Origin of the sequence: Poseidonibacter parvus, from assembly GCF_001956695.1 — a bacterium.
Lineage (GTDB): Bacteria > Campylobacterota > Campylobacteria > Campylobacterales > Arcobacteraceae > Poseidonibacter > Poseidonibacter parvus.
This window is the reverse complement of record NZ_CP019070.1, coordinates 678601-694499: the sequence shown is the minus strand read 5'-3', so window position 1 is coordinate 694499 and position 15899 is coordinate 678601. Positions and strand designations below refer to the sequence as shown.

Here is a 15899-nt window from a genome sequence, read left to right as displayed (position 1 = left end):
CGCGGTAGTAGTTTAGTTGGTTAGAACGCCTGCCTGTCACGTAGGAGGTCGAGGGTTCGAGTCCCTTCTACCGCGCCACTTTTTATTTATGTGACCCGTTAGCTCAGCTGGTAGAGCATCTCCCTTTTAAGGAGGTGGCCGATGGTTCGAATCCATCACGGGTCACCATTTATAAATGTTATTTGATTATGGTCCCTTCATCTAATGGTTAGGATTTTGGATTTTCATTCCAACCATAGGGGTTCGAATCCCCTAGGGATCACCACTAACATTTATATGGTCGATTAGCTCAGTTGGTAGAGCGCTACCCTTACAAGGTAGACGTCGCAAGTTCGAGTCTTGCATCGACCACCATTTTTAAGAATCACAAAATGCAGTGGCATTGATTTTCAAATCTTATTTTAATTGTGACATCTATTTACAATTTTTGTATTTAGTATTTTTAAGCGCGGTAGTAGTTTAGTTGGTTAGAACGCCTGCCTGTCACGTAGGAGGTCGAGGGTTCGAGTCCCTTCTACCGCGCCACTTTTTATTTATGTGACCCGTTAGCTCAGCTGGTAGAGCATCTCCCTTTTAAGGAGGTGGCCGATGGTTCGAATCCATCACGGGTCACCATTTATAAATGTTATTTGATTATGGTCCCTTCATCTAATGGTTAGGATTTTGGATTTTCATTCCAACCATAGGGGTTCGAATCCCCTAGGGATCACCACTAACATTTATATGGTCGATTAGCTCAGTTGGTAGAGCGCTACCCTTACAAGGTAGACGTCGCAAGTTCGAGTCTTGCATCGACCACCATTTTTAAGAATCACAAAATGCAGTGGCATTGATTTTTAAATCTTATTTTAATTGTGACATCTATTTACAATTTTTGTATTTAGTATTTTTAAGCGCGGTAGTAGTTTAGTTGGTTAGAACGCCTGCCTGTCACGTAGGAGGTCGAGGGTTCGAGTCCCTTCTACCGCGCCACTTTTTATTTATGTGACCCGTTAGCTCAGCTGGTAGAGCATCTCCCTTTTAAGGAGGTGGCCGATGGTTCGAATCCATCACGGGTCACCATTTATAAATGTTATTTGATTATGGTCCCTTCATCTAATGGTTAGGATTTTGGATTTTCATTCCAACCATAGGGGTTCGAATCCCCTAGGGATCACCACTAACATTTATATGGTCGATTAGCTCAGTTGGTAGAGCGCTACCCTTACAAGGTAGACGTCGCAAGTTCGAGTCTTGCATCGACCACCATTTTTAAGAATCACAAAATGCAGTGGCATTGATTTTCAAATCTTATTTTAATTGTGACATCTATTTACAATTTTTGTATTTAGTATTTTTAAGCGCGGTAGTAGTTTAGTTGGTTAGAACGCCTGCCTGTCACGTAGGAGGTCGAGGGTTCGAGTCCCTTCTACCGCGCCACTTTTTATTTATGTGACCCGTTAGCTCAGCTGGTAGAGCATCTCCCTTTTAAGGAGGTGGCCGATGGTTCGAATCCATCACGGGTCACCATAAAATCTTACAATAAACTAATCTACAAATCATATTTTCAAAGTAACTCTTTATCAAAAAAAAGATATCCTTAATATACAACTTCATTAAATTTACCTAGGATAAACTCAATGTTCAAAGCCAAAAGTCTATATCATCTAATTCTTTACAGTATACTTTTTATTATTATATTAATTTCTTTTTTTACTTTTATAATAATTAACAATGCTCATGAAGAGTTACAAGAAAAAATTCTTACATTAAAAACTGATTATTCAACTAATCAACAAGCTTTAATAAAAAATGATGTTAACTCTGTAATTAATTTTATAGATTATTACCATACTAAACATAAAAAAAATAAAAGTACTAAACAAATACAAAAAGAAGTATTAGAAGCATTAACAAAACTAAGAGTAAGTGATAATATAAATGACTATTTATTTATATATGAATTTGATGGAACCTCTTTATATCATCCAATTGAAAATACTAAAATTGGAGAAAATTTAATTAAACTTACCGATGTAAATGGAAAAAAAGTTATAGAAGAATTAATTAATATTTCAAAAAAAAATGAGGGAGGTTATATTGATTATGTTTGGTATAAACCAGATATAGAAGATAATGCAAAAAAAATATCGTATGCAAACTCATATAAAGAATGGAACTGGACTATTGGCAAAGGTGTATATTTAGATAAGATAAATAAACTTGTACTTGCAAAAAACTATGAGTACAATCAAAAAATATCTGATTATACTTTACAAATAACATCACTAACAATAATGTTAGTACTTTATTCTATATTCATTTATAAAAATGCAACTATACTTATTTTAAATGATGTAAAAGAAATTGGTAAATATTTTAAAGAATCACAAAAAAATGATGAACCAATAAATCAAAATAGAATTATTTTTGGAGAGTTTAAAGTTATTGCAAATTATGCAACAGATGCAATGAATAATATAAAATTAAAAACTCATATGCTAGAAGACTTAAATAAAAATCTAGAATATAAAGTAGATGAAAAGACAAAAGAGCTTACAAAGCTTATTGAATCACAAAAAACTTTTATAAAAAACTCCGTACATGAAATCAACACTCCTTTATCAATAATTCAAACAAATATTGATTTACTAAAAATGAAAGTTCCTGAAAACAAATATATTACCCATATAGAATCAGGAGCAAAAATAATTCAATATATTTATGATGACCTATCATATTTAATAAAAAAAGATAGAGTTATATATGAAAAAGAGTATTTAAATCTTTCAAATATCGTTATGCATAGATTAGATTTTTTTGGAGAAATTGCAAAATCAAACTCTTTATATTTTGTTAGTAATATACAAGAAGATATTTATATAAAATTTAATATTACAGAATTTCAAAGAGTTATAGATAATAATATATCAAATGCCATAAAATATTCATATGCAAAATCACCTATTTTTGTAAGACTTGATTATATAAATGATAATGAAGTTGAATTTTCAATTACAACACATTCTAAAAAAATTGAATATCAAAATAAAATTTTTGATGATTTTTATAGAGAAAATTCTGCCCGTGGTGGATTTGGTCTGGGCTTAAAAATTGTAAAAGAAATCTGTGACAAGAATTTAGTTATAATAAGATTAGATTCAAACGATAAAGAAACAAAATTTACTTATAGGTTTAAAATAAATGAAAATACTATTACTTGAAGATGAATTAATGTTAAATAACTCAATATGTGAGTATTTAAGAAATATTGGGCATATGGTTGAAAGTTTTACTGATGGACAAGATGTTATTGACAGTGTTGATACCTCTTTTGACCTTCTAATTATGGATATAAACGTTCCTACTAAAGATGGCTTTACAATTTTGTCTGAACTTAATGAAAAAAAGATATATATTCCGACAATTTATATATCTGCGCAAATTGATATTGAAGATATTTCTAAAGCATATGACTTAGGTTGTAGAGAATATATAAAAAAACCTTTTCATCTAGAAGAACTAGGTATAAAAATAAACCAATTATTAAAAAAAGATCAAAGCAATACTTCTCACATAAGATTCTCAGAAAATTACTCTTATGCAAAAGATACTCAAACCTTATATTTTAATGGAGAACCACAGAACCTAACAAAGAAGCAATTAGAGATAATTCATATTCTAGCACTTAATATAAATATGATAGTAGACTTCGAGCGATTTAGAATTGACATCTGGGATGGAGAGAATATTGATAATCCTACTATAAGAGCAGAAATCTCAAGGCTAAAAAAAGCACTAAAAGAAGATTTCATAAAGAATATTAGAGGTTTAGGTTACAAAATTGACAGATATTACTCTGTTTAACTAAGCCCATTATTTGGGCTTTACTAGCGTTATTTGCTACCTTAACGCTACCTTCAAAAAAAACTTTTCAAAAAAAATTTTAATTGCTATCTTTTTGCTATCTACACTTATTATACTTTCAATGTTAAATTATTAAATGATTCATTTATTTAATGATAAAAAATAAGGAGAGCAGGATGAGTCCAGAAAAGGCACAAGCATACTGGAAAGAAAACATTTCAATGATTCTTAAACTACTTGTAGTTTGGTTTATTGTTTCTTTCGGTTGTGGTATTTTATTTATTAACGAACTTAACGCTATTGAGATTAGTGGTGTTAAATTAGGATTTTGGTTTGCACAACAAGGTGCAATTTATGTATTCGTAGTATTAATTTTTGTTTACGTTAAAGTAATGACAGGAATTGACGAGAAATACGGCGTTCACGAATAGGAGATTCAAAAAATGGAATTACAATCATTAATTTACCTATTTGTAGGTATTTCATTCGCAGTTTATATTGGTATTGCTTTATGGGCAAAAGCTGGTTCAACTAAAGATTTCTATGTTGCAGGTGGTGGTGTTCATCCAATTGCAAATGGTATGGCGACAGCAGCAGACTGGATGTCAGCAGCTTCATTTATTTCACTAGCAGGTCTTATTTCTTTTAAAGGTTCTGATGGTGGTGCTTTCTTAATGGGTTGGACTGGTGGATACGTTCTACTTGCAATGTTACTTGCTCCTTACTTAAGAAAATTTGGTAAGTTTACAGTTCCTGATTTTGTTGGTGACAGATACTACTCTGACACAGCTAGATTAGTTGCAGTTATTTCAGTTATCTTCGTTTCGTTCACATATGTTGCTGGACAAATGAGAGGTGTTGGAATTGTATTCTCTAGATTCTTACAAGTTGATGTAAATACTGGTGTATTAATCGGTATGGGTGTTGTATTCTTCTATTCTGTTTTAGGTGGAATGAAAGGTATTACATATACACAAGTTGCTCAATATGTTGTTATGATTTTTGCATACATGATTCCTGCAATTTTCTTATCATTACAAGTTACTGATACATTCATTCCTCAATTAGGTGTGTTTGGTCAAACTACATTTGCATTTGATTCTGGAGTTTCTGTAATTCCTGAAGGAACATATCTGTTACATGCACTTGATCAGTCTATTTCTGATTTAGGATTTACTGAATATACACAACCAGGTAACTTATGGAATACATTTATGTTAACTACAGCGTTAATGCTTGGTACTGCTGGACTTCCTCACGTTATTGTTAGATTCTTTACAGTACCAACTGTTAAAGATGCTAGAATATCTGCTGGATGGGCGTTAATCTTTATTGCGATTATGTATACAACTATTTCTTCTGTTGCTGCATTCTCAAGAGTTAACTTAATCAAAAACTTACAAAACACTGAATATAAAGCGTTTGTAAATGGTGAGATTGAAGGTAACAATGGGAACTGGTTTAAAACTTGGGAAAATGGTGGATTAATTGCATGGCATGATAGAAATGGCGATGGTAAAATTCAATATGCTACAGGTAAAGCATTCGATGGAGCTAAAGGTAAACCAGCATTTGATGGTGATAAAAGAGGCGAAGATGGACATAGACTTGTAACTAATGGTAAAGGTGCTGCAGATGCTGCAGAACTTGCTAAAGGTAACGGAATTGCAAATGAGTTATACGTTGATAGAGATATCATGGTACTTGCGAATCCTGAAATTGCAAACTTACCTAACTGGGTAATTGCATTTATTGCAGCTGGTGGTTTAGCAGCAGCATTATCAACAGCAGCAGGGTTATTACTTGTAATTGCATCAGCAATTTCTCATGACCTTATGGGACAAGTTGTTTACAAAGACAAAGAAACTGGTAAATCAACATTAAATGAAAAAACAGAGTTAACTTATGCAAGAATATCAGCAGTAGCTGCTATTTGTGTTGCGGGGTACTTAGGGATTAACCCTCCAGGATTTGTTGCACAAGTTGTTGCTTTAGCATTTGGTATTGCTGCAGCTGCATTCTTCCCAACAATTATCCTTGGTGTATTTGATAAGAGAATGAACAAAGAGGGTGCGATTGCTGGTATTATTACTGGTCTTGTTGCAACTGTTGGTTATGCGTTCTATTTCATCTGGGGTGGCGGAAAACCTGAAGATTACTTCTTAGGAATTTCTCCAGCGAGCTTCGGTACGATTGGAACAATACTTCACTTAGTAGTGGCGTTAGTTATTTCTAGAATGACTCCTGAGCCTCCACAAGAGATTCAAGATCTTGTAGAGTCAATCAGAATTCCTTCTGGAGCTGGTGAGGCTGTTGATCACTAGTTAGACTTACTATAAAGTATGCCCTTGGGCATACTTTTAGTATTTTTTTATGTTAAAATTAATTAATATAAAAAAATACTAATTCAAGGAAACTTAATGAGCTTAAGAGATCAAGAAGACTTTCTTTCAAATATACATCCTTTCGAAGTTTTAAATCAAAATCAAATCAACGATTGTATTAAACATATGGATATAGCTTATTATCCAAAAGATTCAACATTAATTTGTCCAAGTAAAATATCTAATCATTTCTTTATTATTATAAAAGGTTCAGTTTATGAATATAGTGATGATGAAGTTGTTATGGATTATCATCAAGAAGATTCCTTTGATGCTAACTCTTTAATATATAATGAAACAAAACATACTTTTAAAGTTCATGAAGATTTAATTTGTTACGAATTAGAAAAGAAAACATTTTTAAAGCTAATTGAAGAAAATCAAAAATTTAAAGATTTTTTTTTAAAAAACCTTGTAAATAAAATTCAAACATTAAAAGACAAAGAGTATACATCTGAATTATCATCTTTTATGATTGCAAAAGTTGAAGATACAATTATACATGAAGCTTGTATAGTTGATGAGAATACAAAATTAATAGATGCTATTGAAAAATCAATGAACTTTAAAACATCAACAATTATTGTAAAAAAAGAAGATGAAACTTATGGGATAATTACAGATTCACTTCTAAAAGTTAAAGTATTATTAGAGAAAAGAACTCTTGATATACCAGTATCTGATATTGCGGTATTCCCATTAATGACTATTTGTAATGATGACTACTTATTTGAAGCACTTACAGTTTTAATCAAAAGAAATATCAAAAGAATTGGTGTAACAAATAATGAAGGTAAAATGATTGGTGTTTTAGAACAAATTGATGTTCTATCACATTTTGCTAATAATACATATGTTGTTGATACAAAAATCAAGAAAGCTAAAACAATTGAAGAATTAAAAAATTCAAGTAATGATTTAATTAATATTATTAAAAGTTTACAAGCAAAAGGTGTGAAAGTAAACCATATCTCAAATTTGATTGGACAACTAAATACAAAAGTTTACCAAAAACTATATAACTTAGTTGTTCCAACTGAACTTAAAAAAGATGCATGTTTGATTGTTATGGGAAGTGAAGGAAGAAATGAGCAAATCATAAAAACTGACCAAGACAATGCATTAGTTATTAAAGATGGCGTTGACGTAAATTTATATCGACCTTATATGGAAAAACTGACAGCACATCTTATAGATTTTGGTTATCCTCCTTGTGAAGGTAATATTATGGTTTCTAATCCATTTTGGTGTAAAACTGTTAGTGAATATAAAGAAGAGACAAAAAGATGGATCGATGCTCCTGATATGCAAAATTATATGGATTTAGCTATTTTCTTTGATTCTTTTGCAGTTGCAGGAGACAAGCAACTTTTAATTAATTTAAAAGATGATTTATTTGATAAACTACATGACAAAGATGTTTTTATGGCATATTTTGCAAAAGCTACTTTAGCTTTTGACACACCTAGTACGGTTGCAAATTTTATGACAAAAGTACATTATATAGATATTAAAAAAACTGCAGTTTTCCCAATTGTTCAAGGTATTAGATCATTAGCATTAAGAGAAAAAATTAGAGAAACTACAACAGTAAAAAGAATCAAAATATTAGAGCAAAGAAAAGTTTTAGAAAAAGAAAAAGCTGCCGAATTACTTGAAGCTTTTGATGTTGTAAATACTTTAAGATTAAAGTCTCAACTAGTTAAAATACTTGAAAATAAAGAAATAAACAATGAAATAGATACTCATAACCTTGGTAAAATTGAACGAGATTTATTAAAAGATTCTTTCAAAATTGTAATTGATTTTAAAAAGTTTATAGCCTACTCTTTTAAAACAGATAAGATTTCATAATGTTTAACAAGTTTTTAAAAAATTGGAATAGAAAAAAATTAAAAGATAAGAAATATGACTTCTTATTTGATGAACCTTTAAATAATGAATATGTATGTCTAGATTGTGAGACAACAGGGTTAAGCCCAAGAAAAGACGAAATACTTTCTATTGGTGCAGTTCATATAAAAGATAATAAGGTAATTATGAGAGAAACGTTTAATATTTTTGTTAAGCCTTCAAAAAATATTAGTGCTGAATCTATTAAAATTCATCATATACGTCCTATAGATTTAGAAAATGCAGTAAGTCCTAAAAAAGCAATACTAAAATTATTAGATTTTATTGGCTCTCGTCCAATAGTTGGCTATTACATAAAATTTGATATAGCAATGATCTCAAAATACACTAAACAATATATTGGAATAAACTTACCAAATGAAAGTATTGAAGTATCATCAATGTTTTTTAAATCAAAGAAAAAAACTAGTGAATATGAATTTATTGATTTAAAATTTGATACTATTATGAAAGAACTAGATATTCCATCTTTAGGAAAACATGATGCTTTAAATGATGCAATTATGACATCAATGATGTTTTTAAAACTTAGAAACTTAACTCCAGCAAAAACAACATTTTACACAAGCTAAAATATCAAGGAGTAAAAGAATAAATTATTCTTTTACTCCTTGGCGCTTCTAAAAGTTACACTTATTATTATTTAAATTTAAATTAAACTTAAATACCCTAAACACCTCTTTAACATAATTTTATACTACTATAATTAGGCTCATTTTTAAAATGCTAGACTATTGCTATGTTTTAATTTTTCAATTAGAATATATTAATTTTCTTCATTTAATAAACCGTAGGAGGCAGAAATGAATGATGAGTTAGTACAACGAATCAAAAACAACCCAAAGTATCAAGAACTAATTAAAAAAAGGTCAAGTTTTTCAATCAAACTTGCAATTTTTGTATTAGTTATGTTTTATGCATACATTTTAACTATAGCATTTGAACCAACTTTATTAGGTACAAAATTAGGTGATGGTGTAATGACAGTAGCATTTCCAATTGCAGCAGCTATTATTGTTATTAGTTTTATTACTACATTAATTTATGTAAAAAGAGCAAATGGTGAATTTGAAGATTTAACAAATGAAATAAGAGAAGATATAAAGGATGCATTATAATGTTTAGAATTTTAGCACTAATTTCTATTTTTGCAATTGCTGCATTCGCAGCTGGTGATGCAGAATTTGAAGCGGTTCAAAGAGATATTAATATTCCTGCGATTGTAATGTTCTTTGTATTTATTGGAGCAACTTTAGGTGTTACTTATTGGGCAGCTAGCAAAACAAAATCTGCAAGTGACTTTTATACAGCAGGTGGAGGAATAACTGGATTCCAAAATGGTATGGCAATTGCTGGTGATTATATGTCAGCTGCATCATTCCTTGGACTTTCTGGTTTAGTTTACTTAAAAGGTTATGATGGTTTAGTTTATGCAGTTGGATTCTTAGTTGGATGGCCTGTAATTTTATTCTTAATGGCTGAAAAATTAAGAAACTTAGGTAAATTTACTTTTGCCGATATTGCAGCTTTTAGACTTGGTCAAAAAGAAATTAGAGTATTAGCAGCATTTGGTTCTTTATCAGTTGTTACATTATATTTAATCGCACAAATGGTTGGTTCTGGAAAATTAATTCAAGTATTATTTGGTTTAGAATATGAATATGCTGTAATGCTTGTTGGTGTTATGATGATTATTTATGTTACTTTTGGTGGTATGCTTGCAACTACTTGGGTACAAATTATTAAAGCAGTTTTATTATTATCAGGTGTAACATTTATGGCATTCTTGATTTTACAACAATTTGATTTTGATTTTACATTATTAGCTACAAAAGCTGTTGAAACACATACCTTAGGTCAAGATATTATGGCACCAGGTGGTTTTATTTCTGATCCTATTTCTGCTATTTCACTTGGTCTTGCATTAATGTTAGGAACTGCTGGTTTACCTCATGTTTTAATGAGATTCTTTACAGTTGGTAATGCAAAGGAAGCAAGAAAATCTGTTGTTTATGCAACTGGTTTTATTGGTTACTTCTATTTAGTAATTGCAATTATCGGATTAGGAGCAATTGTTTTCTTAAATTCTGATGCAGGTGCACAGTATTTTGTTGATGGAAAACTATTTGGTGGAAATAATATGGCTGCAATTCACTTATCACATTTTGTTGGTGGAGATATATTCTTAGGATTTATTTCAGCTGTTGCATTTGCTACTATTTTAGCTGTTGTTTCAGGACTTACACTAGCTGGTGCATCTGCAATATCTCATGATATTTATGCTAATGTAATTTGTAAAGGTAAAGCTGATGAAGCAAAAGAAATGGCAGTTTCAAAAAGATCTGTTATTATTATTGGTGTTGTTGGTGTTGCATTAGGTATTGCTTTTGAACATCAAAATATTGCATTTATGGTAGGACTTGCATTTGCTATTGCAGCATCTGCAAATTTCCCAATTCTTTTCTTATCAATTTATTGGTCTAAATTAACTACAAGAGGTGCATTTATTGGTGGACTTATGGGTCTTATCACTGCTGTTGTACTTGTGATATTAGGTCCTGTTGTTTGGGTCTCTGTATTAGGAAATGAAGAAGCTATCTTCCCTTATAAACACCCTGCACTATTCTCTGTTGCTGTTGCATTTATAAGTATTTGGTTCTTCTCAATTACTGATAAATCGCAAAGAGCAAAAGATGAAATTCATGCTTTCGAAGCACAAAAAGTTAGAGCGGAAACTGGTTTCGGCGCTGATGGTGCTGTTGATCACTAGATTAGAAAAATAATGTTACTAAAGAGTTTATCTCTTTAGTAACAATTTATCTCTTTATATTACTATACTACTCAAAATATATAATTTTTAATATTATAATATAGCTTTTTAACATACCTTAAATTGATATTAAATTTTACTATTAAATTTAATAATTTATTATGCTTATTTTTGTTACTTTTTTACAAAATGTACATTATTTCTACATAACTTTTTATGATTTTTGAACTTTTTATGATCTTATCTATGTATAATAAATTAAGATTTGCTATTTTAATGCTACTACAATCATTAGCATTGATTATCAAAATTTAAATATAAGTATAATATTTAGTTATATTATATGACAAGGAAGCAGAATGAACAAGGACTTAGTTGAACGAATTGAATCTAATCCAAAGTATCAAGAATTAGTATCTAAAAGAACTAGTTTCGGTATAAAATTAGGTGTTTTTGTATTAGTAATGTTTTATACATTTATCATGGTAATTGCATTTAACAAAGAAGTATTAGCAACAAAAATTGGTGATGGAGTTACTACAATAGCTTTTCCAATTGCTTTAGCAATCTTAGTTATTAGTTTTATTACAACTCTTATTTATGTAAAAAGAGCAAATGGTGAGTTTGAAGACTTAACAAATGAAATTAAAAAAGATGTAAAGGATTTAATTTAATGCTTAAAATATTAACACTAATTACAATTTTTGCACTAACAGCGTTTGCTGCTGGTGATGCTGAATTTGAAGCGGTTCAAAGAGATCTTAATATTCCTGCGATTATTATGTTCTTAATTTTTATTGCTGGTACACTTGGTATTACTTACTGGGCTGCTAGTAAAACTAAATCTGCAAGTGATTTTTATACTGCTGGTGGTGGAATTACAGGTTTTCAAAATGGTTTAGCAATTGCTGGAGATTACATGTCTGCTGCTGCATTCTTAGGAGTTTCAGGTCTTATTTACTTAAAAGGTTATGATGGTGTTATCTATGCAGTTTCATTCCTAGTTGGTTGGCCAGTTATTTTATTCTTTATGGCAGAAAAGTTAAGAAACTTAGGTAAATTTACTTTTGCTGATATTGCTGCTTATAGATTAGGCCAAAAAGAAATTAGAACTCTTGCTGCGTTTGGTTCTATTGCCGTTGTAATTTTATATTTAATTGCTCAAATGGTTGGAGCTGGTAAATTAATTCAAGTATTATTTGGTATGGAATATGAATATGCTGTATTCATGGTTGGTGCATTAATGATTGTATATGTTACATTTGGTGGAATGCTAGCAACTACTTGGGTACAAATTATCAAAGCTTGTTTATTACTTTCAGGTGTATCATTCATGGCAATTATGGTTTTATATCACTTTGATTTCTCTTTTGAATCTTTAGCAGTTCAAGCTGTTGAAAATCATTCAGCAGGTGAATCAATTCTTGCTCCTGGTGGATTTATTTCTGACCCTATTTCTGCTATTTCTTTAGGTATGGCTCTTATGTTAGGAACTGCTGGTTTACCTCACGTTCTTATGAGATTTTTTACTGTTGGTAATGCTAAGGAAGCAAGAAAATCTGTTGTTTATGCAACTGGTTTTGTTGGTTATTTCTGGATTATTATTACAATCGTTGGTTTTGGTGCAATTGCATTCTTAAACTCTGCAGATGGAGCTCAATACTTCGTAGATGGTAAGTTATTTGGTGGAAATAATATGGCTTCTATTCACTTATCACATATGTTAGGTGGAAATGCATTCTTAGGATTTATTTCAGCTGTTGCATTTGCTACTATTTTAGCAGTTGTTTCTGGTCTTACACTTGCAGGTGCTTCTGCAATATCTCATGATATTTATGCAAATGTTATTAACCCAAATGCAACTGACGAAAAAGTTGTAAAAATTTCTAAAATTACAGTTATAATCGTTGGAATTGTTGGTGTTACACTTGGTATTGCATTTGAGCAACAAAATATTGCTTATATGGTTGGATTAGCGTTTGGTATTGCTGCATCTGCTAACTTCCCAATTTTATTCTTATCTATTTACTGGAGAGGATTAACAACGAGAGGTGCATTTATTGGTGGATTTATCGGTCTTATCACTGCTGTTACTCTTGTAATTATTGGGCCAATTGTATGGGTTTCTATTTTAGGAAATGAAGAAGCTTTATTCCCTTATAAACACCCTGCTTTATTCTCAGTAACTTTAGCATTTGTTTCAATTTGGTTCTTCTCTAAAACAGATAATTCTCAAAGAGGAAAAGATGAAAAAGAGATGTTTAGAGCTCAAAATGTTAGAGCAAATACTGGTATTGGGTCAGCTGGAGCTGTTGATCATTAGTAGTTTAAAACAAAGAGGATAAAACCTCTTTGTTAAATAAAAAATAAATATTTTGTAAATTTTTATTATTGATTTCAGTTTTATATCATTTTGCCTATGATAATCTTTAACTATAAGAATCAAAAATTAATAATAAAGACTTTAAAATGAGTATACTAGAACAAACAACTTTTCTAAAATCAATTCACCCTTTTGAAAATCTTACAAAAGCTCAGTTAGAGAAATTTGCTGAAGCCTTAGATATTGTCTACTTGAAAAAAGATGAAATTATACAAAAGCAAGGAGACGAACCAGAAAATATTTACTTTATTTTAAAAGGTTTAGTTCAAGAAAAACATGAAGATGAAGTTTTATCAATCTATTCAAATAATGAGTTTTTTGATCCAATTTCTCTAATTGAAAATTATTCTAAACATACTTTTGTAACTGCTCAAGAGACTATTTGTTATGTCTTAGCAAAAGAAGTTTTTATTAAAACTTTACGAGAAAATAGCTTATTAGAGAGTTTTTTCTTTCAATCAATATCTCAAAAACTAAATGCAAATATTAATAATGAAAAAAACAAAGAACTTTCAAATTTAATGGTAGCAAAGGTAAAAGAAGCAAATGTCCATCGGGCTATAGTTTTGCCTTATGAAACATCTATTTTTGATGCAGTTACTACAATCAAAAAAGAGAAAGTTCCAACTTTACTTTTAAAAGATGATGAGAATAAAATGTATATTGTTACAGATTCAGATTTTAGAGAAAAAGTAATTTTAAATAGAATGGATTTTGATGATATTGTTGGAAAAATATCAAATGAAGGTCTAGTATACGTTAATGAAAATGATTTTTTGTTTAATGCACAATTAATCATGGCTAAACATGGATTAAAAAGAGTCGTAGTAAAAAATGATAATGATGAAATTTGTGGAATTATTGACCAAATATCTTTATCTTCTTTCTTTGCAACACATACATTCTCTGTATCAAATACAATTGCAAAAGCCGAAACAATTGAAGAATTAAAAAAAGCAAGTCAATCTTTTACAAAAATTATAAAATCTCTTAATGCAAAAGGTGTAAAAGTAGATTTTATTTCTAAATTAATTAATCAATTAAATAGAAATGTAATGGATAAACTATTTAAAATGACTGCACCAAAAGAATTATTAACAAATGCCTGTCTTGTTGTTATGGGTAGTGAAGGGAGAGGTGAGCAAATACTAAAAACGGACCAAGATAATGCTTTAATAATAGATGATAATTGTTCTTTAAGCGATGAAGAAATATTAAAATTCACACATGAATATACTGAATATCTTGTTGATTTTGGATTTCCTAGATGTGAAGGTAATATTATGGTTTCAAATCCATATTGGTGTAGAAGACAAAAAGATTATAAAGATCTAATTTATGAATGGATAACACAACCAAGTGGTGATAACTTTATGAATCTTGCAATTTTTTATGATGCAATGGCTGTAAATGAAAATAGAGCAATGCTTACAGAACTAAAAGAATATATTTTTAAAATAGGCTCAACTTCAAAAACATTTTATATGCATTTTGCAAAAATCATTATGGATTTTGATGTTCCTTTAGGTTTCTTTGATGGTTTTGTTTTTGATTCAAAAAATAAAGAACATAATAATGAAATTGATATTAAAAAAGGTGGTATTTTTATAATTGTACAAAGTATAAGAACATTATCTTTAGAATATAAATCAATGAGATTAAATACAATAAAAAGAATCAAGGAACTTCAAGAAAAAGGAGAACTTGATGAAGAGTTTGCTTCAGAATTAATTGAAGCATTTAAATTCTTATTAACAATAAAATTAAAATCTAATCTTGAAAAAATGGATAGTGGTGAAGTTATTGATAATTATATAAATCCCGATAATTTAAATACAATGGAAAAAGATTTATTAAAAGACAGTTTTAAAATTGTTAATAGATTAAAGAAAAAACTAGAGCATCATTATAAGTTGAATTATGTTTAATCAAATAAAAAACTACTTTAATAAAAAAAATCTAAAAGATGAAAAGTACTCTTATCTTTTTGATAAAGCTAATGATGATGAATTTGTCTGCTTTGATTGTGAAACTACAGGTTTAGATCCAAAAGTTGATGATATTATATCTATAGGTGCTGTAATTATAAAAAACAATACAATAATTTCAAGTAAAAAGTTTGTAAGATTTGTAAAGCCAAAGACAAAACTACAAATAGAAGCAATAAAAGTTCATCATATAAGAGAGATGGATTTAGAAGAAGCAGAAGATATTGATAATGTTATTGAAGAATTTCTTGACTTTATTGGCAATAGAAAACTTGTTGGTTATTACTTAGAGTTTGATATTGCAATGATAAATAAATACATAAAACCAAAACTTGGAATATACCTACCAAATAAAAATTATGAAGTATCTGCAATTTATTATGATTATAAAATTGAAAAAATTCCTCAAGCAAATATTGATTTAAGATTTGACACGATAATGAGAGATTTGCAAATTCCTACTATGGGAAAACATGATGCATATAATGATGCAGTTATGACTGCTTTAATATTTGTAAAACTAACAAATTTTCCAAAAGTTAAAATCAGATAGTTAATATCGTTTAATTATTACACATAACGTACAACTTTTATACATTTTACTTTAAAGAAAT

12 protein-coding genes and 14 tRNA genes are annotated in these 15899 nt (G+C 29.6%); all 26 read left to right on the top strand.

What is annotated here, in order from left to right:
- Position 1 precedes the first annotated feature (1 nt).
- The 26 genes from LPB137_RS03410 (at position 2) to LPB137_RS03285 (ending at position 15838) form a co-directional block, all read left to right on the top strand.
- Positions 2-78: transfer RNA gene (locus LPB137_RS03410), tRNA-Asp, on the top strand.
- A gap of 14 nt (positions 79-92) precedes the next feature.
- Positions 93-168, top strand: a tRNA-Lys gene (locus LPB137_RS03405).
- Between the two features lie 22 nt (positions 169-190).
- Positions 191-265 (top strand) — tRNA-Glu (locus LPB137_RS03400).
- A gap of 13 nt (positions 266-278) precedes the next feature.
- A tRNA-Val gene (locus LPB137_RS03395) sits at positions 279-354 on the top strand.
- 94 nt (positions 355-448) lie between these two features.
- Positions 449-525 (top strand) — tRNA-Asp (locus LPB137_RS03390).
- Between the two features lie 14 nt (positions 526-539).
- Positions 540-615 (top strand) — tRNA-Lys (locus LPB137_RS03385).
- A 22-nt stretch (positions 616-637) separates the two neighbouring features.
- Positions 638-712 (top strand) — tRNA-Glu (locus LPB137_RS03380).
- Between the two features lie 13 nt (positions 713-725).
- Positions 726-801 (top strand) — tRNA-Val (locus tag LPB137_RS03375).
- Between the two features lie 94 nt (positions 802-895).
- Positions 896-972: transfer RNA gene (locus tag LPB137_RS03370), tRNA-Asp, on the top strand.
- A 14-nt stretch (positions 973-986) separates the two neighbouring features.
- Positions 987-1062 (top strand) — tRNA-Lys (locus LPB137_RS03365).
- A 22-nt stretch (positions 1063-1084) separates the two neighbouring features.
- Positions 1085-1159 (top strand) — tRNA-Glu (locus tag LPB137_RS03360).
- Positions 1160-1172: 13 nt separating this feature from the next.
- A tRNA-Val gene (locus LPB137_RS03355) sits at positions 1173-1248 on the top strand.
- A 94-nt stretch (positions 1249-1342) separates the two neighbouring features.
- Positions 1343-1419: transfer RNA gene (locus tag LPB137_RS03350), tRNA-Asp, on the top strand.
- Between the two features lie 14 nt (positions 1420-1433).
- Positions 1434-1509 (top strand) — tRNA-Lys (locus LPB137_RS03345).
- A 110-nt stretch (positions 1510-1619) separates the two neighbouring features.
- Positions 1620-3203 carry a sensor histidine kinase gene (locus LPB137_RS03340; RefSeq protein WP_076084383.1) on the top strand — a complete coding sequence of 528 codons (1584 nt, stop codon included), beginning with the start codon at positions 1620-1622 and terminating at the stop codon, positions 3201-3203.
- Entirely contained in the window at positions 3184-3846 is a 663-nt protein-coding gene (locus LPB137_RS03335) for a response regulator transcription factor (RefSeq protein ID WP_076084380.1), read from the top strand. The genes LPB137_RS03340 and LPB137_RS03335 overlap by 20 nt, the downstream gene beginning before the upstream one ends.
- A gap of 176 nt (positions 3847-4022) precedes the next feature.
- A complete protein-coding gene (locus LPB137_RS03330; RefSeq protein ID WP_076084377.1) occupies positions 4023-4277 on the top strand; it encodes a DUF4212 domain-containing protein in 255 nt (84 codons plus the stop codon).
- Positions 4278-4289: 12 nt separating this feature from the next.
- The gene (locus LPB137_RS03325; RefSeq protein WP_076084374.1) at positions 4290-6170 is read left to right on the top strand and encodes a sodium:solute symporter family protein; all 1881 of its coding nucleotides are present in this window, start codon (positions 4290-4292) and stop codon (positions 6168-6170) included.
- 96 nt (positions 6171-6266) lie between these two features.
- A complete protein-coding gene (locus tag LPB137_RS03320; RefSeq protein ID WP_076084371.1) occupies positions 6267-8084 on the top strand; it encodes a DUF294 nucleotidyltransferase-like domain-containing protein in 1818 nt (605 codons plus the stop codon).
- Positions 8084-8716 carry a 3'-5' exonuclease gene (locus LPB137_RS03315; RefSeq protein WP_076084368.1) on the top strand — a complete coding sequence of 211 codons (633 nt, stop codon included), beginning with the start codon at positions 8084-8086 and terminating at the stop codon, positions 8714-8716. Before LPB137_RS03320 ends, LPB137_RS03315 begins: the two co-directional genes overlap by 1 nt.
- A 231-nt stretch (positions 8717-8947) precedes the next feature.
- The gene (locus tag LPB137_RS03310) at positions 8948-9262 is read left to right on the top strand and encodes a DUF485 domain-containing protein (protein ID WP_076084365.1); all 315 of its coding nucleotides are present in this window, start codon (positions 8948-8950) and stop codon (positions 9260-9262) included.
- A complete protein-coding gene (locus LPB137_RS03305; RefSeq protein ID WP_076084362.1) occupies positions 9262-10914 on the top strand; it encodes a cation acetate symporter in 1653 nt (550 codons plus the stop codon). Before LPB137_RS03310 ends, LPB137_RS03305 begins: the two co-directional genes overlap by 1 nt.
- Positions 10915-11273: 359 nt before the next feature.
- Entirely contained in the window at positions 11274-11588 is a 315-nt protein-coding gene (locus LPB137_RS03300) for a DUF485 domain-containing protein (RefSeq protein ID WP_076084359.1), read from the top strand.
- Positions 11588-13237, top strand: a complete 1650-nt coding sequence (locus LPB137_RS03295) for a cation acetate symporter (RefSeq protein ID WP_076084356.1) — start codon at positions 11588-11590, stop codon at positions 13235-13237. The genes LPB137_RS03300 and LPB137_RS03295 overlap by 1 nt, the downstream gene beginning before the upstream one ends.
- Positions 13238-13383: 146 nt before the next feature.
- Complete coding sequence (locus LPB137_RS03290) at positions 13384-15225, top strand: putative nucleotidyltransferase substrate binding domain-containing protein (protein WP_076084353.1); 1842 nt, start codon at positions 13384-13386, stop codon at positions 15223-15225.
- Entirely contained in the window at positions 15218-15838 is a 621-nt protein-coding gene (locus LPB137_RS03285) for a 3'-5' exonuclease (protein WP_076084350.1), read from the top strand. Before LPB137_RS03290 ends, LPB137_RS03285 begins: the two co-directional genes overlap by 8 nt.
- Positions 15839-15899 lie beyond the last annotated feature (61 nt).